The sequence below is a fragment of the Mycobacterium sp. 3519A genome, assembly GCF_900240945.1.
Classification (GTDB): domain Bacteria; phylum Actinomycetota; class Actinomycetes; order Mycobacteriales; family Mycobacteriaceae; genus Mycobacterium.
Genome location: NZ_OESG01000012.1, coordinates 726,914 through 747,945, shown reverse-complemented (window position 1 = coordinate 747,945; position 21,032 = coordinate 726,914). Strand labels below are relative to the sequence as shown.

The following is a 21,032-nucleotide window of genomic DNA, read 5'->3' as shown; positions in this document are numbered from 1 at the left end:
CTGTCGCCGCCATTCATCATGTGCGACGTGAGAGGTCCTGACAGGCCTGTTCCATGATCGTCACCGCTTCGTTGATCTGTTCGGAAGAGATGATCAGCGCGGGCGACATACGCAAGACGTTCCCCGCGTTGAGCTTGAAGAACAGCATGAGGCCGCGCTGCTTACAAGCCTGGTGAAAGGGCGCGCTCAGCTCGGAGTTGGCAAGCAGTAGGCCGTTCATCAGTCCGCGGCCGCGGACGCCGCTGATGATCGAGGGGTAACGCTCGGCGAGTTCGCCGATACGATTACGTAGCAGATCACCCATGCGTTGCACATGGGTGAACAGTTCGTCGGTCATCGAGTCCATCACGGCGCAACCGGCAGCCATGACCACGGCGTTACCACCGAAGGTCGAGATGTGCGACAACGGGGGCGTTTGGAGTGCACGGAAGTTCTCGACGCTGGAAACAACGGCGCCGAAAGGTAATCCGCCCCCTCCGGCCTTGCCCAGACAGGTGATGTCGGGGTGGATGCCGTACTGTTCTTGCGCGCTGAATGTGCCGGTTCGGCCGTATCCGGTTTGGATCTCATCGATCATGACAGGAACGTTCGCAGATTGGGCCGCGGCTACGACGGAGCGGACCCACTCGACATCGAGCGGGATGCAGCCGGCTTCACCTTGTACAAGTTCGAGAACAAATCCACCGAACTGCGCCCAGTTTTGCGGGTCAGCCCACCGGCCAGGAGAGACATTTGGATCGAGGAAAGTCGTCGAGTCGTCGACGAAGAATCCACTCTTGTATTCGTCGCGCCACGACACCGCCATCGAGCCGTATCCCCGGCCGTGGAAGCCGTTCTCGAGTGCCACCATCGGCTTTTTGCCGCTGACCCTGCGCGAGATCTTGAGGGCAAGGTCGATTGCTTCAGTGCCCGAGTTGACGAAAAAGACCTGCTGCGGTGAACCGTTCGGACCCGGTGGAAACCGCTGCGATAACGCCTTCGCATAACGGATTTGGCTGTCATGCATGTGTTCGCCGTAGATCATGGTATGGGTGTAGACGTCGAGTTGTTCTTTGATGGCCGTGATGACCTTTGACGGACGCAAACCCAGATTCATCACACTGATACCCGACGTGAAGTCGAGGTAGCGGTTGTCGGACTGGTCGGTGAGGTGCACCTGGGTCGCGCCTTTGATCGGGAACGCCTGGGCGTGCTCCCAGGTCTGAGCCACGTAGGCGTAGAAGTCCTCGCCGCGTTCATCCGCAGTTAGCGTGGCGCGTTCGGGTGTCGAAAAGAGGTAGTCAGAGTCCATACGGTTATATAACGTGCGATATTCTATAATTCATCCCCGATTTTACGGGGCAGTGTCACTAGGAACACAGGGCATTATCAGCCCAGTCGCTCGGTCGAGAGCCGCTGTGCACGTTGGCCGCTGACTGGATTACGTGCCTGCAAATACGTGAGCATGGCGCGAACCCTACGGTGGTCGTCATCAGAGGTTCGGAGACCCAGTTTTCGAAAAACTCGTCTCATGTACACCTCGATGGTTCGATTGTTGACCTCCAGCCGCCGCGCAATCGCCGCGTTGGAAAGGCCTTCGGCAACTAGTGCGAGAACTTGCTTTTCGCGGCTACTGAGCATCTCCAGCGGATCATTCACCCGACGCGCCGCCATCAACATCCCGATCAGAGTGCGATCGATTACCACCGACCCCTGCGTGATCATCTTGAGAGCATGGAGAAAAGTCGGCACATCAGACACCTCCGACTTGAGAAGATAACCAGTAGAGGGTTCGCTCAGCAGTCGCGACGTCGCGTCGGATACGTCAACTTGCTCGGAGAGCAACATGATCGCCGTTTGAGGGTACTTTGCACGGATGGTGAGCGCAGCGTCGAGTCCCTCGGTGGAATATGACGGAGCCATTCGGATATCAACAATCACTGCATTGGGTTGCAACTCCTCGACCATTGTCAACAGTTCGGTTCCGTCGGCAGCCTGCCCGACCACAGTGAAGCCGGGTCGATCGAGCAGGCTCGCCAGCCCTTCGCGCAGCAGAACGCTGTCGTCGGCGATCACCACCGTTACGGCATCCAATTCAGCGATCCGTGTGTGCGCTGATGGCGCGCCTTCGGTTGATTGATGTTTACGGCTCGTCCGGGCGCTGGGACTTCATGTAGGGATAGCGGTCGGTCCGATTCGGCGATGAAAAGCAACACGCAACGGCATATGGGACCCACCTCGTTCTCCTAACATGACGCAAGGCGCGACGCCTAAGATAGCGGTCGGTATGGAAGAGCGCTATCTCAATCGTCAACCAGATCTCGGCTGAGATGCTCCTACCGTCTGAGCTGAGCGCCGAAGCTCCATGCGTTGGACTAGACCGACAGATGCGTCGTGAACCAATCTTGCGCAGCCTCGGAAGCCACAGTGAAGCCTTCACCGGTGTATGCAGAAAAGTGTCCGCCGGCAAGCAAGACGAGCTTCTTGGGTTCGGCCGCTGTTGCATACGCCGCCGTCGCCAGATTTCCACCGGTGAGCCCGTCGTCGCTCCCGACGATCATCAGAAGGGGAGTGGGTGTGATATCCGGCAGATAGCGTGCTGGCTCATAGCCATAGAAGTTGTCCAGGCTACGCAGCGTCACCTCGTTAGGCCAGTCCGGATCCAGCATTTCGCGCGCATGGGTGAAGAACTCATAGGAATCCGGAGTTGGCAAACCCACAAGCACAGAGGGGTCTGTGCCCACCACAGGGATCATCGTTGCGGGTTCGCCGGCGGCGCGGGCGCGCCGGTCCATAGTGAATACGTCCGGACCAACCACCAGATTGTTCACCCGCGCGAGGTTGGCGTAGGTCGCTCGGCCGCTGATGAACGGCGCCTGGCCGCACACTGCCTTCACGCGTCGGTCGATCGCGGCGACAACGAAGGCGTGGGCAGCAGAAAAACTCGTTCCCCACACACCAATTCGATCGGGATCCACCTCGGCACGGTTCTGGGCGACACTGATAGCGTGCTGATAATCACGGATCTGCTCCCACGGATCCACTTCGTGGCGCGGTTTGCCGGGTGCCGTGCCTGATTCTCCCCACCCACGGTTGTCAAAGACCAGCACCGCCAACCCAGCTCGTGCGAAAACCTCGGCGAACTTGTCGAGATAGATCCGCTTCGTTGACGTCCACCCGTGTGCCATGACCACACACGGACTCCGGTCAACGGCACCGTTCGCCGGGTAAAACCAGGCGTGTAGCGATGCGCCTTCGGCGTCAAACACCACATCCTCACGAACCATGTCCAACACCTTTCCGACGTCGAATCGCGTTGACTGCCGCCTGGGTTAAACCAGGACGCTTCCGCCGTCGATCTTGATCACGGCACCGGTCGAGAACTTCTGCTCGATGCAGTACAAGTACGCCTGTGCCGCGTCGTCCACCTCGCCGATACGACCGAGCGGGATCTGTTCGGCCGTCGTGGAGAACATCGCTTCACGATCGGCGCCGTCCAAATTCCTCCACAGCGGGGAGCGCACCACGCCGGGGGCAACTGCATTCACCCGCACTGGCGCAAGCTCGACGGCCAGCGCGGTAGTCAAAGCGTTCATCGCGCCGCAGAGGCTCACAGGAAGGGCGCCGAACTCAGGTTGCTCGCTCGCCGACCCGCTGGTCAGGGTGATCGAACCGGTCGCGGGCAGACGCCGTGCGAACACTCGCACCGTGCTGCATGCACCGATGAAGCGGGTTTGGTAAAAGCTCGAGATCACCGCTGGAGTCAGGCCTGTCAGAGGTACGGCTTCCAACGGCTCGCCTGCGGTATAGACGAGGTGATCGACGGACCCGATGTCCTCGGCAAGCTGCTCGACGGCCGCCATATCGGTGAGATCGACGGTGGCACCGTGGGCGCCGGCGGGCAAGAGGGCCAGCGCGCGAGCAACACTCGACTGCGCGCGTGACACAACGATGGGCGTGGCGCCACGCTCGGCGACCGCCGCAGCCACAGCCAGGCCAATGCCCGACGTTCCACCGACAATTAGGACGCGTTGATTCTGCAAGCTCATGGCTACCAGCCTTGCGGTCCCCGGACGGGTGTGTCCAAGACCCTTTCAAGCCAATGTCGATACCCCCGAGGTATCAAGTGCGCATGCGAGCGACCCGCCGCGCGTCGGCAGAGTGCGCGCAGTTGATTCGGGATGTCATTGCTGTCGTGATTCAACCCCGGGCGCACTCGCTGCCAGCAACCGAACGATTCCGGACGGCTGTCACAACGCCGATGTATTGATAGCGGTAGTTACGTTATGGGGGTAAACTCGTACTATTCCTTTGAAAACGCTGTCACAAGGGGTGTTAATGCGATATCCACCGGATCAGAAGGTAAAAGCGCGAGCCTCCCTACTGGAGGCTGGTTTGACTTCGATGAAGGTGGCCGGTTTCAACGGAATTGGGGTGGACGGGCTCGCCGCGGCAGCGGGTGTCACCTCTGGGGCTTTTTATTCCAACTTCGCGAATAAAGAAGAGATGTTGAAGGCGATCGTCGACGCAGCCGTCGGTGAGCCGCTTCTCTCCGAGAGCGAATCCGCTACTACGAAAGCCGAACTTCGGTCACTGGTGAAGAAGTTCATCGCGGACTACATCAGCGACCACCATGTCGCAGACCCAGCCAACGGCTGCGTTATGCCAGCGCTGAGTGCGGACGTTGCTCGGGCAAGTACTCGCACCCGGAAGGGCTACGAGCGCAATATCGTGGCGATGGCTGAGCGAATAGCAGATGCACTCGACGGTCCTCGAGCTGATCGGTTGCGGCGCGCATGGAGCATCGTTTCGCTGATGGTGGGGGCGATTACGATCTCACGCGCCATGTCCAGCAGCGCCACACAGTCGGAAGTCATTGCCTCTGTGCGGAAAACAGCCAATCAGCTGGTCTCGGTACCGGAGAAGCGTAAACCGGTTGCCTAACTGAGAGACAGTCGTCCTTTGATGCAGTTGGCAACGTACACTACGCGTTTGGCTAGATGATGCAACGCTGCCACCGTCACCTCAGAGACTGCTGCGCTGTTGTCCAGGCCCGTGACATGACTGACACCGTAGGGGTTACCGTCTGCCTACTTCAATTCCTCGGTGAATCCGGGCGGCACAAGGATGCCACCGAAGTGCATCAAGGTGACGTAAATGTTCAACAGCGTTGATTCTTGGCCGCCGTGCTGGGTCCGGCCAGACGTGAAGGCAGAATACGCCTTGTTGGCAAGCCTGCCCTCGATGAACAGCGGGGTCAGGGAGTCGATGAACGCCCTGAACTGCCAGGCCTGATTGCCGTATCGAGTCGGGGTCCCGAAAACGATGGCATCGGACCACAGCACATCTTCTCGGCTCGCGATTGGAATCTGCTGGCCGGCAGAGACATTGGCGGCCCATATCGGGTCGGCTGCCACGGCCGCAGGATCCGCTTGTTCGGCGATGCGGCGCAGACGCACCTCAGCTCCGACGGCTTCGCCGGCGTCAGCGACCTCGCGAGCCATCGCGGCTCCGTGCCCGGTAGCCGAGTAGTAAATGACAGATAGCCTGGTGGCCTGTCCTGGGGTCACGGTCCTCCATGTCGAGAAGGTAAGACTCTGATCGCTCTGTGTCTACTGTTATGACAACCAATCACTGCGTGAAAAGCGTTGGGGTAGCGATAGTTGATCAGGAAATCGTTGATCAACACGCAGCGCTTTCATAGGTGGGCCGGTTCTCAGCCACGTGCGAGTGTTTAGGTTTTGTGTTGGGTCTTGGTGAAGTGGGCTGCTTGTTCGCCGATGATGACGCAGGGTGCCATGGTGTTGGCGGTCGTGATGCGGGGCATGATGGAGGCGTCGGCGATGCGTAGACCGGTGGTGCCGTAGACGTTGAGGTGGCCGTCGACCACTGACATGTTGTCGCGGCCCATTTTGGCGGTGCCGGATTGGTGCCAGTAGGTGGTGACGGCGTTGCGTAGGTAGGTTTCCAGTTCGGCACCTGAGGTGTTGGTGGGCATGGCTTCTCGGGTGACGAACGGACGTAGTTCGGCGCTGTTGCCGATTTCACGCAGTGTCTCCACGCAGGCGATGGCTGTTTTGAGGTCGTCGGGTTCGGCTAGCGCGTTGGCCTGGATCTGGATGGGGTCGGTGGGGCGGGGTCCGGTGAGGCGTAGCTGGCCGCGGCTTTTGGGGTGTGATGGTGCGCCGCACAATGTCCATGCGTTCTGCGGCAGGCCGTATTTGGCGGCGTTTTCGGCGGTGGCTTTCGGGAATGGGCCCATGCACGCGAACAGGTCGGGTCCGTCGATGTCCGTGTTGAGTCCGGAGTCCCAGAACAGGGCGGCTTGGACTTGTGTGCTACCGGGGACGGTCGCGGGCAGCTCCCATACGCAGTCAAAGCCAAAGTGGTCCTGGAAGTTTTGGCCCACTCCGGGTAGATGCTGCACCACGGGGATGCCCAGGCGACGCAGTTCGGTCACGTCACCGATCCCGGACTGCATCAGCACCTTCGGTGTGTGAACAGCGCCCAGCGACAGCACGACTTCGGTGCTGGCAGCGACCTGATGTGTCGCCCCGGCGTGTTCGATTTCAACACCGGTCACGCGGGTGCCCTGGAACATCACCCGCTTGACCAGTGCCTGGGTGAGCACGGTCAGATTGGGCTTGTCCAGATAGGGGCCCACATAGCTGCGGAACACCGAGACACGTTGCCCGTCGCGGATACGCATGTCCGTGACCGCAGCACCACGGTTCTCCTCCATCAACCGCCCGTTCGGACTCTGATAGGTCGGAATCCCGAACCCCTTGGCCGCCTCCAACACCGTCGGGGCCAACGGGTGCGGACCGGCAGCCGGCGCGACGAAAACAAGTCCACCCCGACCGCGGTGAGGCGATTCCCCACTACCCTGCCAGTCCTCGATAGTGCGGTAGAGATCCAACACCCGCTCGTATCTCCAGGACGTCTCCCCGGACTCGTCGGCGAAGTGATCCCAGTCCCTGCGGTGTCCGCGCGCCCAAATCATCGCATTGATACTCGAACCCCCACCGAGTCCCTTGCCCATCGAAAACGGCAGCGCCCGACCATGAATCCGCTCATCAGGCTCAGCCGCAAACCCCCAGTCACGTTCACTGCCCAGATTCAGCGTCCACTGGTCAGCCTGCCTCACGCTGTCAACTTCATCAGTACCGCCAGCCTCCACCAGCAATACCGACACTTGCGGGTTCTCGGCAAGTCGACGCGCCACGACCGACCCCGACGTTCCGGCACCACACACAACAAAGTCGTACCGCGACTCCAACGCACCGCCCACAACGCCCTCCTCAGTTTGATATAGCGATCGCTATTCCACTCAATCGCGCCCACCACCAAAACAGTTCATCGCGAACCACATCCACAGAAACCACTCAGGCCACTGGTTATGGTTGACATGGGTAACATCACGGACGTTACTCAACGTGAGGATCGGCAGGTCTCATAGCTGGTCGTGTGGACTGGCCGCCGCCAGCGGACCGGGCTGGATGTTGGGCCGCGGGTGGGATCGGTATCAACCAGGTCCGGGGCTGATGCGGTGGGTGATCAGCACGCCAGCGCACGGTGCTGGCCGACATGCCTGCCGGGGACGCGCCTGATGCACCAGAAACCCCAGAGCCTACTCGATACCCTCGGTCTGCCGCGAATAGCGAAAGTCCCGGGCGGTCCGCTGCGGCGCAACCCGCACGCCAAAAGCAGCGCTCGTGTAACACAGAATTAACAGCCGGTGCATACGCTGCGGATATGGACCGGCAGAAGGAATTCGTGCTGCGCACGCTGGAAGAACGCGATATCCGCTTCGTCCGGTTGTGGTTCACCGACGTGCTCGGATACCTGAAGTCTGTTGCGATCGCGCCCGCCGAACTCGAAGGCGCCTTCGAGGAAGGCATCGGTTTCGACGGTTCGGCGATCGAGGGCTTCGCCCGGGTGTCCGAGGCCGACATGGTGGCCCGCCCCGATCCGTCGACCTTCCAGGTGCTGCCGTGGACCAGCAGTTCCGGCAAACACCATTCGGCGCGGATGTTCTGCGACATCACGATGCCCGACGGTTCGCCGTCGTGGGCCGACTCGCGGCACGTGCTGCGTCGTCAGCTGTCCAAGGCCAGCGACCTCGGCTTCTCCTGCTACGTGCACCCGGAGATCGAGTTCTTCCTGCTGAAGCCGGGCGAGGAGGACGGCACGCCGCCGGTGCCCGCCGACAACGGCGGCTACTTCGACCAGGCGGTGCACGATGCGGCGCCGAACTTCCGCAGGCACGCCATCGACGCGCTGGAGCAGATGGGCATCTCGGTGGAGTTCAGCCACCACGAGGGCGCGCCGGGGCAGCAGGAGATCGACCTGCGCTACGCCGACGCGCTGTCCATGGCCGACAACGTGATGACGTTCCGGTACGTGGTCAAGGAGGTCGCCATCGGCGACGGGGTGCGAGCATCGTTCATGCCGAAGCCGTTTGCCGAACATCCCGGCTCGGCCATGCACACGCACATGAGCCTGTTCGAGGGCGAGACCAACGCCTTCCACAGCCCCGACGACCCGCTGCAGCTTTCCGACGTCGCGAAGTCGTTCATCGCAGGCATTCTCGAGCATGCCCAGGAGATCAGCGCCGTCACCAACCAGTGGGTGAACTCCTACAAGCGGTTGGTGCACGGCGGCGAGGCGCCGACGGCCGCGTCCTGGGGTGCCGCCAACCGCTCGGCGTTGGTGCGGGTGCCGATGTACACCCCGCGCAAGGCGTCCTCGCGACGCGTCGAGGTGCGCAGCCCCGATTCGGCGTGCAACCCGTACCTGACGTTCGCCGTGCTGCTGGCGGCGGGTCTGCGCGGCATCGAGAAGAACTACGTGCTCGGCCCGCAGGCCGAGGACAACGTGTGGAGCCTGACCACCGAGGAGCGCCGTGCGATGGGCTACAAGGAGCTGCCCGGCAGCCTCGGCGTCGCGCTGACCGACATGGAGAACTCCGAACTGGTCGCGGAAGCGTTGGGGGAGCACGTCTTCGACTACTTCCTGCGTAACAAGCGCACGGAGTGGGAAAACTACCGCAGCCACGTGACGCCGTTCGAGCTGAAGACCTATCTGTCGCTCTAGACGGACGGAATAACGGCTGCGCTATTTTCTAAGCGTGGCCAAACCCGCGACGCAGCGACCGAAGCTGCCAAGCGTAGGCCGGCTGGGGCTGGTCGAGGCGTCCGCGACCGCGGACCTGGACCGGCTCGGGTGGAACACCGACGCACACGTCGAACTGCTGTGGTCGCTGTCGCGGGCTCCCGACGCGGACGAAGCCCTGCGCGCGATCGTCCGCCTCGCCGACGCCATGGGCGCCGACTGGAACGAACTCAACCACGCGCTGCTCAAGGACAAGGCGCTGCGCGGCCGGCTGTTCGGCGTGCTCGGCTCGTCGCTGGCCCTCGGCGACCATCTGGTCGCCAACCCCGGATCGTGGCGCCGGCTGTCGGGTGAGGCCGCGCTGCCGTCCGCCGACGAGTTGCGCGCGACGTTCGCCGAGATCGCCGAGAGCGTCGAAATCGGCAGAGACACGGCGCCCGCGGTGGCGCCGCTGCGAACCCTCTACCGCGACCGGCTGCTGGTGCTCGCGGCGCTGGATCTCGCGCCCGTGGTGGAGAACGAACCCGTGTTGCCGTTTCCCACCGTCGGCGAGCATCTGTCCGATCTAGCCGATGCCGCGCTCGGCGCCGCGCTCACGGTCGCCACCCGCTCGGTCTGCGGGGACGACGAGCCCCCGCGGATCGCGGTGATCGCGATGGGCAAGTGCGGTGCGCGCGAACTGAACTACGTCAGCGACGTCGACGTCATCTTCGTGGCCGATCCCGCCGACGCCACCGCGACCCGGCTGGCAGGCGAGATGATGCGGTTCGCCGGTGATGCCTTCTTCGAGGTGGATGCCGCGCTGCGGCCGGAAGGCAAGCACGGTCAACTGGTGCGCACCCTGGAGTCGCACATCGCCTACTACGAGCGGTGGGCCAAGACGTGGGAGTTCCAGGCGCTGCTCAAGGCGCGGCCCGCGGCAGGCGACGCGGAGTTGGGTCGCCAGTACGTCGACGCGCTGATGCCGATGGTGTGGATGGCCAGCCAGCGTGAAGACTTCGTGCCCGAGGTGCAGGCGATGCGCCGCCGGGTCGAGGAACTCGTGCCTGCCGGGGTGCGGGCGCGGGAGATCAAGCTGGGCACCGGCGGGCTGCGCGACGTCGAGTTCGCGGTGCAGTTGCTGCAACTGGTGCACGGTCGCAACGACGCCTCGCTGCACGTGGCGTCGACGGTCGACGCGTTGGCCGCGCTGGGCGCGGGCGGGTACATCGGCCGCGACGACGCTGCGAACATGACTGCGTCGTACGAATTTCTGCGGCTGCTGGAGCATCGGCTGCAACTGCAGCGGCTCAAGCGCACCCACATGCTTCCCGACGAGGACGACGACGAGGCGCTGCGGTGGCTGGCGCGGGCCGCGCACGTGCGTCCCGACGGACGCCATGACGCGCTGGGCGTGCTGCGCGAGGAACTCAAGCGGCAGAACATGCGGGTGTCCCGGCTGCACGCCAAGCTGTTCTATCAACCGCTGCTGGAGTCGGCCGGCCAGCCGGCGATGCTGACGCCGGAGGCGGCCGAACGTCAGCTCGCCGCACTCGGCTACGAGGGTCCGCAGAGCGCGCTGACGCACCTGGCCGCGCTGACCGGCGGCAGCGGCAGGAGGGGACGGGTGCAGCGGGTGCTGCTGCCCACGCTGCTGGATTGGCTGTCCGACACCCCCGACCCCGACGCGGGTCTGCTGGCCTACCGGCGCATCAGCGAGGAACTGGCCGACCAACGCTGGTACCTGTCGACGCTGCGCGACGAGGGCGCGGTGGCCAAGCGGCTGATGCAGGTACTCGGCACGTCGGCCTACGTGCCCGACCTGTTGATGCGGGCACCGGAGGTGATCCAGCTCTACGCCGACGGCCCCACCGGGCCCAAGCTGTTGGAAGTCGAACCCGAAGGGGTGGCACGGGCATTGGTCGCCTCGGCGGGCAGGCACGCCGATCCGGTGCGGGCGATCGCCGCGGCGCGCACGTTGCGCAGGCGCGAGCTCGCCCGCATCGCGTCCGCGGATCTGCTCGGCATGCTCGAGGTGACCGACGTCTGCAAGGCGCTGACGTCGGTGTGGGTGGCCGTGCTGCAGGCAGCGCTCGACGTGATCATCCGTGCCAACACGCCCGCCGACGGCGCACCCGCCCGGATCGCGGTGATCGGGATGGGCAGGCTCGGCGGCGGCGAACTGGGCTACGGATCCGACGCCGACGTCATGTTCGTGTGCGAACCGAACCACGGAGTCGACGAGTCGGCGGCGGTGCGGTGGTCGATCACCATCGCCGAACAGGTCCGCACCCTGCTGGGCACGCCGTCTGCCGATCCGCCGCTGGAGGTCGACGCCGGGTTACGGCCGGAGGGCCGCAACGGGTCCTTGGTCAGAACGCTGTCGTCGTATCAGGCGTACTACGAGAAGTATGCGCAGCCGTGGGAGGTGCAGGCCCTGCTGCGGGCGCACCGGGTGGCGGGTGACCTCGAACTGGGGGAGCGCTTCCTGCTGATGATCGACAAGACCCGCTACCCGTCGGGTGGTGTGTCCGCCGCTGCGGTGCAGGAGATCCGGCGGATCAAGGCGCGCGTCGACGCGGAACGACTGCCCCGTGGCGCGGATCCGAACACACACACCAAGCTTGGCCGTGGCGGGCTGGCCGACATCGAGTGGACCGTGCAGCTGCTGCAGCTGCGGCATGCGCACAAAGTGCCTGCGCTGCACAGCACTTCGACGTTGGACGCGCTCAACGCGATCGGCGCCGCCGAACTGATCGCCGAAGGCGACGTCGAACTGTTGCGGCAGGCCTGGTTGACGGCCACGCGGGCGCGCAACGCGCTGGTGTTGGTGCGCGGCAAACCGACCGATCAGCTACCGGGGCCGGGCCGTCAACTCAATGCCGTTGCGCTGGCGGCGGGTTGGGACACCGACGACGGCGGCGAGTTCCTTGACAACTATCTGCGGGTGACGCGGCGGGCGAAAGCGGTAGTGCGAAAGGTTTTCGGCGAATGAGTATGGATTTCGGGTTCGATGTCATCAGCGCCGAGGAGTACGACCGCCAGCGCGTGCTGTACGAACCGCTGACCGAGGCCATCCGCAAGCTGATCGACGCGGGCATCCACACCGACGTCGACGAAGCCACCACCCGCGAGGCGCAGGCCGCGGTCGAGGCCGTGACCGCGATGCTCGTGCAGAAGCGCCGCACTGCCACCGCGACATTGCGCCACGAGGACACCGGTCGCCCGCTGGCGTGGGCCAATCCCGCTGTGGGACTGCGCAATGCGATCGCCCCGCCGATGGTGATCCACCACGAACCCGACGGGCGGGCCTGGAGCGAGTTCACCCTCAGCGGTGCATACGAGGGTCCGCCGGGATGGGTGCACGGCGGGATCTGCGCACTGGTGCTCGACCACATCCTCGGCGAGGCCGCCAGTGACGGCCTGACCAAACCGAAATTCACCGGCACCATCACACTGCGGTACCTGCGCGGCACTCCGCTGGGGCCGCTGCGCGCAGAGGCGTTCATCGAGCGCACAGAAGGCGTGAAGACCTTCGCCCGCGGCTACCTCAGCGACGCCGATGGCACCACAGTCGAGGCCGACGGCGTGTTCATCCGGCCCGCGTGGGCCAGGGACGCCGGATGAAGTTTTACGTAAGCACCGCGTTTCTGGACACCAACGAAGCCATCGAGATCGCCAAGGAGGCCGACGATCTGGGCTACGACGGGATGGGCATCCCCGACCACGTCATCAACCTGGAGACGCTGGCGACGCCCTACCCGTACACCAAGGACGGTAAGCGTCGCTGGGAAGCGTTCACCGACTGGCCCGACCCGTGGGTGATGATCGGCGCCATCGCGCTCGTCACGTCCCGGCTACGGTTCGTGACGACGGTGTACCTACCCGCCATGCGCGATCCGTACTCCGCCGCGAAATCGATTGGCACCGCGGCCTATCTGGCGGACGGTCGGCTCGAGCTCGGCATCGGGGTGGGCTGGTGCGAGGAAGAGTTCACCTTGATGGGGCAGCGCTTCGACCGGCGCGGCAAGCGCACCGACGAGATGCTCGAACTGATGAAGGCGCTGTGGCAGCCGGGCTGGACCGAGTTCTCCGGCGAGTTCTACACGGCGCCGCGGCTGGAGATGGAGCCGACGCCGCCGCACATTCCGATCTACGTCGGCGGTCTCAGCGACATCGCGTTGCGCCGCGCCGCTCGCCACGACGGCTGGATCGGCGATCTGATCAGCACCGACAAGGCCATCGAACGGGTGAGCAAGCTGCGCGACCTGCGCGCCGAACGCGGTTTGTCGATGGACCATTTCGAAGTGCTTACGCCGCTGACCGACGCCTTCACTGCCGAGCACTATCAGCGCGCCGAGGACAACGGCATCACCGGGATCATCACGATGCCGTGGATGTTCTACAGCGGCCCGCAGGCATCGTTGCCCGAAAGGATCGACGGCATGCGCAGATTCCGCAAGGACCTCGGGCTAGACGCGTAACCCGACGGTGCGGGTCACCACTCCGCCGTGCCCGTCGTCGGCGGTGATCGCGAAGTGGTCGACGAACCCGGCGATCGCCCTCTCGTTCGGGGTGTACTGGAAAAGCCCGTCACCGAGATCGCTGATGGTTCCACAGAACGGTTGGGCGGCCGCAATGGTCACGCTGTCCCCGTCGGGATCGTCCACACTTACCCGATACAGGCGGTGGTCCACCTCGGTGACGGTCAGGTCCGGTGGCTGGTTGGCCACCTCGGTGTCGACGACGGAGGTGTCCCGCGCGGTGATCTGCATCAGCGACGAGTGCCAGGTGTCTGTCAGATAGATGCGGTCGCCGTTGACCGCCAACGCATTTGGCATCCCGTGGATCGGTACCGAGGCGATCTGGCCGCTCGGCAGGTCGACGATCGACAGCTTGCTGGTGAACGTCGACTCGTAGCCCTGACTGGCCACGTACACGTGATCACCGTTGTCGGAGACGCCGACCGCGCAGCCGCCGACAGGCAGGGTCTCGACGACCGCGCCGGTGGACGCGTTGATGACCGTCGTGGTGCCCGGATGCGCGGTGGTGTAGGCCCCATCGTTGTTGGCCACGTAGATCCGCCTGCTGTCCGGTGACACCGCGACACCGGTCGGGTAGTAGCCGACGGGTGCAACCCGCACCACCTGGCCGCGCGCGCTGAGAATCGACATCGTGTGGGTGGACTGACCGCCGTAGAAGCCGTAGTCGGTGACGAAGGCTTGACCCAACGCCGCGGCGACCGCATACGGATGTCCGCCCACCCCGATGGTGCGGACGACGACGTTGTCGATCGTGTCGATCACGCTGACGGTGCCGTCCCGGTTGTTGGCTACGTAGAGATCCGCGCCGACGAGGGTCATCTGGAACGGGTGATCGCCGACGGCGATGTACTCCACGGCGCCGTCGTCCGGGTCGAGCATGCCGACCCGACCCCCCGCCGGGTCGGCGATGTAGAGGCGGCGACCGTCCGGACCGACCACCACACCTTCCGGTCGGAATGCCAGCGGAATTCGCGACGACGTGTGGTCAGCGGTCCGGATCACCGTGACCGCGGCCTCGTCGACGAAGCTGGTCACGAAGACCCGGTCGCCGCGCGGGCTGATCGCGATGCCTGCGGGCACCACGCCGAGTGGGATCTCAGCCGTGACCGCATACGACGGCACCGTCTTCATCGACACCAGCGGAACCGACACGGGCACAACGACTTTGTCTCGCTTGCCCTTGGCCAGTGTGATCGTGAACGTGTCGCGCCGCTGCGCCGCCGACGCCCCGACGGCCACTGCTTCGTGGCGCGCCGCGACGGCGGGACGATACGCCCACATGCCGGTCTTCGCGTTGATGACGACCGTGCCCTTCGAGGCGGCACTGGCCGAGTAGGTGTGACCGTCGGCGTCGACGCCACAGGTGCCGGTGACCACCCCGGTGGCGGGGTCGGGGCTGTGTGCCGTCGAGCCAGGATCCGGTGCGGGTTCGACACGGCGCGGGCTGATCGGGACGGTGACGGTGACGTAGGCGCTGGCGCCTCGAGGGTCGACCGCGCGGAAGCCCAGTGTCTCCTCGCCGGCGGTGATGTCGTCGCGTTCGGTGGGGTAGGGGACGTAGGTGAACGTTCCGTCCCAATCGATGGTGACCGAGCCGCGTCGCGGGAACGGCGCATCGACGGTGAACGTCAGCCAATCACCGTTCGGGTCAACGATATTCGGAGAAACGGTGACCGCGCCCGTCGTCGGATCCGGCGGCCACAGTCGCGGCGGCGCGACCACGACGGGAGCCTGGTTGTCGTTGACCCAGTTGACGATCGAACTCAGTAGCCGACCGCGGCCGTCGGACGCGGTGACGACGAAGCTGTCGGTCTCGGCGTTGACCCGCGCGTTGGGTGTATAGCGGAACATGCCGTAGCCCAGGTCGGTGACGACGCCGTCGCGCGGTCGGGTGAACGACAACGCGACCGCCGCGTCGTCGGATCCGATGACGGCCTGATAGGTCACCGCGCCCGTGACGCGATCGGCGTCCCCCACCTGATGCACGCTCAGTGCAGGGGCTGCGTCGGCCATCGACCCAGAGGTCATTGGCCAATGATCGGCTATTTGTTGCTATAGGGGAATCAGGTGTTTCCCTAGTAATGCCATCCTATGCATTGACCAGCGAATTAACTTTACCGTAGGTTAGCTATTGATTAGCGTTCACATTCGCTGTTTCAGCCGTCCGGCGCGCATTGAGTCCACTGCATACGCGCCGGGGCCGGTGAAGACCAGCAAGAAGAAGGCAAAGCAGAACAGGATCGTGGGAAGGCCACCGTTGCCGCCCATCTCCGGACCGACGATCGGCCACAGCGCGTGCGGCTGGTGCTGCCAGAAGTAGGCGACGGCCATATGGCCCGACGCGATGAAGGCGGCTATCCGGGTGAACAACCCGAACATGATCAGCAGGCCGGCAACGAACTCGATGATGCCCGCATACCAGACCGGCCAGTTGCCCGTCGGGATGCCGAACGCGATGGGCCAGTCGAACAGTTTCGAGGTGCCGAACACTGTGAAGAGGAATCCGAACACCACGCGGAACAGGCTCAGCACCGCCGGGGAGTACGTGGTGAGGCGTGAGTCCAGTTTGGTCGTCATGGGTTTGACCCTACGGCTGCGACTCGGCCGCTGTGAACAGCAACGCCGGAACGTCGTGCGGCCGGTGGGGCATGGGAGCACCGGCCGCACGACGCGGCTCCCCCCGAGCAATGACGCTAGGGGCTAGCCGGTCGCGAGGAATCGGGCGTTTCCCTATCTCACACCATGATTCGTGCCGACAGGTCTTCGCGGATGCAAGCGAAACGCGGGGCGGAGGTGACCCTCCGCCCCGCGTCCGTTGGTTGACTATTTAGACGTCGAAGTACAGCGCGACCTCGTACGGGTGAGGCCGGATCTGCACCGGGAGGATCTCGTTCTCACGCTTGTACGAGATCCAGGTCTCGATCAGGTCCTCGGTGAAAACGCCGCCCTCGGTGAGGTATTCGTGGTCCTCCTCGAGCTTGTCGATCACCGCCGACAGTGACGTGGGTGCCTGCGGGATGCTGGCGGCCTCGTCCGGCGGCAGCTCGTAGAGATCCTTGTCGACCGGCGCCTGCGGCTCGATCTTCTTCTTGATGCCGTCCAGGCCGGCCATCATCATTGCCGCGAACGCCAGGTACGGGTTGCCCGAGCTGTCCGGGCAACGGAACTCCAGACGCTTGGCCTTCGGGTTGTTGCCGGTGATCGGGATGCGGACGCAGGCGCTGCGGTTCCGCTGGCTGTACACCAGGTTGATCGGGGCCTCGTAACCCGGCACCAGGCGCTTGTAGGAGTTCACCGTCGGGTTGGTGAACGCCAGCAGAGACGGTGCGTGGTGCAGGATGCCGCCGATGTAGTGGCGTGCGGTGTCCGACAGTCCGGCGTAGCCCGACTCGTCGTGGAACAGCGGGCTGCCGTCCTTCCACAACGACTGGTGGCAGTGCATACCCGAACCGTTGTCGCCGAACAGCGGCTTCGGCATGAAGGTCACGGTCTTGCCTGCCTGCCACGCGGTGTTCTTGATGATGTACTTGAACAACAGCAAGTCGTCCGCGGCGTGCAGCAGCGTGTTGAACTTGTAGTTGATCTCGGCCTGGCCCGCGGTGCCCACCTCGTGGTGACCGCGCTCCAGCACGAAGCCGGCGTTCTGCAGGTTGGTGCACATCTCGTCGCGCAGGTCGACGAAGTGGTCGTAGGGCGCGACGGGGAAGTAGCCGCCCTTCGGCCGGACCTTGTAGCCGCGGTTGGCGCTGCCGTCCGACTCGACCGGCTCGCCGGTGTTCCACCAGCCCGCCTCGGAGTCGATTTCGTAGAACGTGCCGTTCATCTGCGAATCGAAGGACACCGAGTCGAAGATGTAGAACTCGGCTTCTGCGCCGAAGTACGCAGTGTCGGCGATGCCGGTGCTGGCCAGATAGTTCTCCGCCTTGCGGGCCACGTTGCGCGGGTCGCGGGAGTACGCCTCGCGGGTGAACGGGTCGTGCACGAAGAAGTTGAGGTTCAGCGTCTTGGCGGCGCGGAACGGGTCGATCCGTGCGGTGTCGGGGTCCGGAAGCAGCATCATGTCGGACTCGTGGATCGACTGGAAGCCGCGCACCGACGAGCCGTCGAACGCCAGCCCGTCCTCGAACACGCTCTCGTCGAACACCGAAGCCGGGACCGAGAAGTGCTGGACTACACCGGGCAGATCGCAGAACCGGATGTCGACGTACTGAACGTCTTCGTCCTTGATCTGCTTGATGATGTCGTCGGCGGTCTTTTCTGCCACTGAGAACTCTCCTTATATCTGGTAAACCCGCGGGTTGACGCTATGGACACGATGTTGCACGGTCGTCAACCGCATGTTGCGCGGACGTTACGCAATTTGCCTGCAGCGGCGGCCGATGGGCCCGGGAAGGCCCCGCTTATCCTGACAGTATGGCCCGTGAGATCGGGTCCTGGCTGTCGGGTCCGTCTTCGGAGGGCGGCAGTCAGGGCCAAGCACCCAGTGAGTATCCGGGCCAGCGGCTGGGTTTGCCGCAATCGGGCCCCAAATCGCTTGCCAGGATGGGCAGGCGTGTCGCCGCGCTGTTCGTCGACTGGCTGATCGCCTACGGGCTGGCCGCGCTGGCCATGTCGTTGGGTCTGGTGTCGAGGCCGGGGCTGTCCACCGCGGTGTTGATCGTCTGGTTCGTGCTGGGCGCGGTGTCGGTGCGACTGTTCGGCTTCACCCCGGGCCAGTACGCATTGGGGTTGATGGTGGTGCCGGTCGACAACCGTCAGCACGTCGGCTTCGGCCGCGCACTGGTCCGCGGCGTGCTGATCGCGGTGGTCATCCCGCCGCTGATCACCGACTCCGACCTGCGGGGCCTGCAAGACAAGGTGACGAATACGGCCGTCGTGCGGCGATAACTTCCTCAGCGTCTGCGCACTGTGCGCTGCACGTTGCGCATCTTGGCCTGCGTCGGCAGCGGGCCCTTGGGCATCGCGGCGGGCCCGGCCTTGGTGCCCAGGGCAGCGAGTCGCGATTCGAGCGCGTCCATCTGCTTGACCGTAATGTTCGCGGGCAGCTTCGTCAGGTGACGTTCGAGCTTGGACAGCGGGACCTCGCCCTCGCCGTTGCCGACCATCACGTCGTAGATCGGGGTGTCGCCGATCAGCCGTGCGGTGCGCTTCTTCTCCTGCGCCAGTAGGGGTTTGACGCGCGTGGCCGATCCTTCGCCGACGAAGATCACGCCGGGGCGGCCGATCACCCGGTGCACCGCGTCGAAGTGACCGGTGGCGGCGACGCCGGGGGTGACGCGCCACTTGCCCCGCAGGTTCTCCAGCGCCCACGCCGCGGCGCCGGTCTGGCCTTCAGCCTTGCGGTACACCGACTTCTGTGCGCGGCGGCCGAAGATGATGAACGCGACCAGCGCACCGAGCACGATGCCGAGGGGAATCATCAGGTAGCCGGTGAGGCCGCCCGTGATCACGCCGAAGGCGGCCGAAGCGCCCACGATCAGCACGAATGCGGCGAGCATGTACGGCAGCAGGCGCTTGTCTTCTTTGCGCTGAATCTGGAACGCCTGCCACAACTGGCTGCGCCGCTGCTTGGAGGCCGCCTTGCGCGCCGCCTTGGCCTCGGCCTTGGCGGCCTTGACCTGATCGGGATTGCGGGTTTTCGCCATTACTTCACTCCGACGAGACTGTAGTTATCGAGGGAAAGTTCGAGTGACTGACGCGGTAACTACAGTTTCGACGACGGCAACCGTGCGGACACGGCGTCATCGTCGAGAACGGCGTCGGCGAAGTCACTACTTCAGGATACGGGCCGGGCCGCGACCGCCTGCGCGTACAGCCTGCCTGCCCGATAGGAGGATCGGACCAGGGGGCCTGCGAGTACTCCGGCGAAGCCGAGGGCTTTGGCGAAGTTCTCGTGTTCGACGAACTCCTCTGGTTTGACCCAGCGCTCGACGGGGTGATGGCGCACCGACGGGCGTAGGTACTGGGTGATCGTGACGAGGTCGCAGCCTGCCTCGTGCAGGTCGGCCAGCGCGGTGCGCACCTCCTCTGGCGTCTCACCCAGGCCAAGGATCAGGTTGCTCTTGGTGACCAGCCCGGCCTCGCGGGCCGCGGTCAGCACCGCAAGGCTGCGCTCGTAGCGAAACGCCGGACGGATCCGCTTGAAGATCCGCGGCACCGTTTCGACGTTGTGCGCCAACACCTCCGGGCGCGCGTCGAAAACCTCCTTCAGCAACGCAGGCTCGCCGTTGAAATCCGGGATCAGCAACTCGACCCCGGTGTTGGGGTTCAGCGCCTTGATCGCACGCACCGTCTCGGCGTACAACCACGCCCCACCGTCGGGCAGATCATCGCGCGCCACCCCCGTCACCGTCGAATAGCGCAACCCCATCGCGGCCACGCTCTCGGCCACCCGGCGCGGTTCGTCACGGTCGAGTTCGGCCGGCTTACCGGTGTCGATCTGACAGAAGTCGCAACGCCGGGTGCACTGCTCACCGCCGATCAGGAAGGTGGCCTCGCGGTCCTCCCAGCATTCGAAAATGTTCGGACAACCCGCCTCCTCGCACACCGTGTGCAGGCCCTCACGCTTGACCAACGCCTTGAGCTCGGTGTACTCCGGGCCCATCTTGGCGCGGATCTTGATCCACGGCGGCTTACGCTCGATCGGCGTCTCGGCATTACGAACCTCGAGACGCAGGAGTTTCCTACCGTCCGGAGCCGGAGGGCCGGCGACATTGGATCCAGGAGCGACTGTCACTACGTCAACGCTACTACCAGGCGGCCGTCGAGCGCGTCACACACGGCCTCGGCCACCGGGGTCAACACGTCGTCGACGGTCACCCGGCGCCCCAGTTCGGTGGTCAGCGACGTCACGCCGGCGTCCGAGATGCCGCAGGGCACGATCGCGTCGAAGGCCGACAAATCGCAGTCGCAGTTCAGTGCGAACCCGTGCAACGTGGTCGCACGCGACACCCGGATGCCGATCGCCGCGATCTTGCGCGCCGGGCGGCGTCCGTCGGCAGGCACCCACACCCCGGAGCGGCCTTCGACGCGGCCGGTGGACAGGCCCAGCCCCGCGCACACCTTGATGATCGATTCCTCAAGGCGCCGAACGAAATTCACGACGTCGAGCGGTTCGGCCAGGCCGATGATCGGGTAGCCGACCAATTGCCCGGGACCGTGCCAGGTGATCTTGCCGCCGCGGTCGGTGTCGATGACAGGAACGTCGGGCGCGCTGGGTCGTTCGTCGGGCAACGTGCGCTTACCGGCCGTGTAGATGAACGGATGCTCCAGCAGCAGCAGGGCGTCGGGACCCCCTGCCACCCTGGCGTCGGCGAGTTCGCGCTGCAGTTGCCACGCCGTCTGGTAGTCGACGGTGCCCATCCGCCGCACGTCGACCGGGGTTGTCGTGGACCGGATCGATGACGCCACGGCATC

Annotated in this window: 17 protein-coding genes and 1 pseudogene; 6 read left to right on the top strand and 12 right to left on the bottom strand. The window is 64.5% G+C overall.

Features of this window, described 5'->3' with window-relative positions:
- Positions 1-16: 16 nt before the first annotated feature.
- From C1A30_RS05820 to C1A30_RS05805, 4 genes are all read right to left on the bottom strand, one after another.
- Entirely contained in the window at positions 17-1,291 is a 1,275-nt protein-coding gene (locus C1A30_RS05820; protein ID WP_101947256.1) for an aspartate aminotransferase family protein, read from the bottom strand.
- Positions 1,292-1,368: 77 nt separating this feature from the next.
- Positions 1,369-2,055: a LuxR C-terminal-related transcriptional regulator gene (locus C1A30_RS05815; RefSeq protein ID WP_369974096.1), complete on the bottom strand. Its 687-nt coding sequence runs from the start codon at positions 2,053-2,055 to the stop codon at positions 1,369-1,371.
- Between the two features lie 299 nt (positions 2,056-2,354).
- Positions 2,355-3,266, bottom strand: coding sequence for an alpha/beta hydrolase (locus C1A30_RS05810; protein WP_101947254.1), 912 nt, complete (start codon positions 3,264-3,266; stop codon positions 2,355-2,357).
- A gap of 45 nt (positions 3,267-3,311) precedes the next feature.
- Positions 3,312-4,028, bottom strand: coding sequence for an SDR family oxidoreductase (locus C1A30_RS05805; RefSeq protein ID WP_101947253.1), 717 nt, complete (start codon positions 4,026-4,028; stop codon positions 3,312-3,314).
- A 289-nt stretch (positions 4,029-4,317) separates the two neighbouring features.
- Between C1A30_RS05805 and C1A30_RS05800 the strand changes: the two genes are divergently transcribed.
- A complete protein-coding gene (locus C1A30_RS05800; RefSeq protein WP_101947252.1) occupies positions 4,318-4,923 on the top strand; it encodes a TetR/AcrR family transcriptional regulator in 606 nt (201 codons plus the stop codon).
- Here C1A30_RS05800 and wrbA read toward each other — a convergent pair.
- Positions 4,920-5,549: pseudogene (gene wrbA / locus C1A30_RS05795) on the bottom strand (NAD(P)H:quinone oxidoreductase). The gene C1A30_RS05800 and the pseudogene wrbA overlap by 4 nt on opposite strands.
- A gap of 164 nt (positions 5,550-5,713) precedes the next feature.
- Positions 5,714-7,270: a GMC family oxidoreductase gene (locus C1A30_RS05790; protein WP_101947251.1), complete on the bottom strand. Its 1,557-nt coding sequence runs from the start codon at positions 7,268-7,270 to the stop codon at positions 5,714-5,716.
- 464 nt (positions 7,271-7,734) lie between these two features.
- Here C1A30_RS05790 and glnA (C1A30_RS05785) point away from each other — a divergent pair, with 464 nt between their 5' ends.
- From glnA (C1A30_RS05785) to C1A30_RS05770, 4 genes are read left to right on the top strand one after another with little or no spacing between them, the layout of a single operon-like run.
- Positions 7,735-9,075 carry a type I glutamate--ammonia ligase gene (gene glnA / locus C1A30_RS05785; protein WP_101947250.1) on the top strand — a complete coding sequence of 447 codons (1,341 nt, stop codon included), beginning with the start codon at positions 7,735-7,737 and terminating at the stop codon, positions 9,073-9,075.
- Between the two features lie 34 nt (positions 9,076-9,109).
- Positions 9,110-12,067: a bifunctional [glutamine synthetase] adenylyltransferase/[glutamine synthetase]-adenylyl-L-tyrosine phosphorylase gene (locus C1A30_RS05780; protein WP_101947249.1), complete on the top strand. Its 2,958-nt coding sequence runs from the start codon at positions 9,110-9,112 to the stop codon at positions 12,065-12,067.
- Entirely contained in the window at positions 12,064-12,699 is a 636-nt protein-coding gene (locus C1A30_RS05775) for a PaaI family thioesterase (RefSeq protein ID WP_101947248.1), read from the top strand. The genes C1A30_RS05780 and C1A30_RS05775 overlap by 4 nt, the downstream gene beginning before the upstream one ends.
- Complete coding sequence (locus tag C1A30_RS05770; RefSeq protein WP_101947667.1) at positions 12,696-13,556, top strand: TIGR03619 family F420-dependent LLM class oxidoreductase; 861 nt, start codon at positions 12,696-12,698, stop codon at positions 13,554-13,556. Before C1A30_RS05775 ends, C1A30_RS05770 begins: the two co-directional genes overlap by 4 nt.
- Here C1A30_RS05770 and C1A30_RS05765 read toward each other — a convergent pair.
- The 3 genes from C1A30_RS05765 to glnA (C1A30_RS05755) form a co-directional block, all read right to left on the bottom strand.
- The gene (locus tag C1A30_RS05765; RefSeq protein WP_142392552.1) at positions 13,545-15,644 is read right to left on the bottom strand and encodes an Ig-like domain-containing protein; all 2,100 of its coding nucleotides are present in this window, start codon (positions 15,642-15,644) and stop codon (positions 13,545-13,547) included. The two genes, C1A30_RS05770 and C1A30_RS05765, sit on opposite strands and share 12 nt — an antisense overlap.
- A gap of 114 nt (positions 15,645-15,758) precedes the next feature.
- A complete protein-coding gene (locus tag C1A30_RS05760) occupies positions 15,759-16,193 on the bottom strand; it encodes a DoxX family protein (RefSeq protein ID WP_101947246.1) in 435 nt (144 codons plus the stop codon).
- 250 nt (positions 16,194-16,443) lie between these two features.
- On the bottom strand, positions 16,444-17,880 hold the full coding sequence (glnA, locus tag C1A30_RS05755) for a type I glutamate--ammonia ligase (protein ID WP_101947245.1): 1,437 nt from the start codon (positions 17,878-17,880) through the stop codon (positions 16,444-16,446).
- 149 nt (positions 17,881-18,029) lie between these two features.
- On the opposite strand from glnA (C1A30_RS05755), the gene C1A30_RS05750 reads away from it, so the two are divergent.
- The gene (locus C1A30_RS05750; RefSeq protein WP_101947244.1) at positions 18,030-18,503 is read left to right on the top strand and encodes an RDD family protein; all 474 of its coding nucleotides are present in this window, start codon (positions 18,030-18,032) and stop codon (positions 18,501-18,503) included.
- A 5-nt stretch (positions 18,504-18,508) separates the two neighbouring features.
- Here the strand turns inward: C1A30_RS05750 and C1A30_RS05745 are convergent, their stop codons facing one another.
- From C1A30_RS05745 to lipB, 3 genes are all read right to left on the bottom strand, one after another.
- Positions 18,509-19,261 carry a DUF4191 domain-containing protein gene (locus C1A30_RS05745; protein ID WP_101947243.1) on the bottom strand — a complete coding sequence of 251 codons (753 nt, stop codon included), beginning with the start codon at positions 19,259-19,261 and terminating at the stop codon, positions 18,509-18,511.
- Positions 19,262-19,392: 131 nt separating this feature from the next.
- Positions 19,393-20,352: a lipoyl synthase gene (gene lipA / locus C1A30_RS05740; protein ID WP_101947242.1), complete on the bottom strand. Its 960-nt coding sequence runs from the start codon at positions 20,350-20,352 to the stop codon at positions 19,393-19,395.
- Positions 20,352-21,026, bottom strand: a complete 675-nt coding sequence (gene lipB / locus C1A30_RS05735) for a lipoyl(octanoyl) transferase LipB (RefSeq protein ID WP_101947241.1) — start codon at positions 21,024-21,026, stop codon at positions 20,352-20,354. Before lipB ends, lipA begins: the two co-directional genes overlap by 1 nt.
- Positions 21,027-21,032 lie beyond the last annotated feature (6 nt).

Bases quoted from the DNA above. Each gene is read 5' to 3' on its own strand.
- C1A30_RS05775 (WP_101947248.1), top strand. From the start codon at position 12,064: ATGAGTATGGATTTCGGGTTCGATGTCATCAGCGCCGAGGAGTACGAC.
- C1A30_RS05750 (WP_101947244.1), top strand. From the start codon at position 18,030: ATGGCCCGTGAGATCGGGTCCTGGCTGTCGGGTCCGTCTTCGGAGGGC.
- C1A30_RS05810 (WP_101947254.1), bottom strand. From the start codon at position 3,266: ATGGTTCGTGAGGATGTGGTGTTTGACGCCGAAGGCGCATCGCTACAC.
- C1A30_RS05745 (WP_101947243.1), bottom strand. From the start codon at position 19,261: ATGGCGAAAACCCGCAATCCCGATCAGGTCAAGGCCGCCAAGGCCGAG.
- C1A30_RS05820 (WP_101947256.1), bottom strand. From the start codon at position 1,291: ATGGACTCTGACTACCTCTTTTCGACACCCGAACGCGCCACGCTAACT.
- C1A30_RS05765 (WP_142392552.1), bottom strand. From the start codon at position 15,644: ATGACCTCTGGGTCGATGGCCGACGCAGCCCCTGCACTGAGCGTGCAT.
- C1A30_RS05770 (WP_101947667.1), top strand. From the start codon at position 12,696: ATGAAGTTTTACGTAAGCACCGCGTTTCTGGACACCAACGAAGCCATC.
- C1A30_RS05800 (WP_101947252.1), top strand. From the start codon at position 4,318: ATGCGATATCCACCGGATCAGAAGGTAAAAGCGCGAGCCTCCCTACTG.
- C1A30_RS05760 (WP_101947246.1), bottom strand. From the start codon at position 16,193: ATGACGACCAAACTGGACTCACGCCTCACCACGTACTCCCCGGCGGTG.
- glnA (WP_101947250.1), top strand. From the start codon at position 7,735: ATGGACCGGCAGAAGGAATTCGTGCTGCGCACGCTGGAAGAACGCGAT.
- C1A30_RS05805 (WP_101947253.1), bottom strand. From the start codon at position 4,028: ATGAGCTTGCAGAATCAACGCGTCCTAATTGTCGGTGGAACGTCGGGC.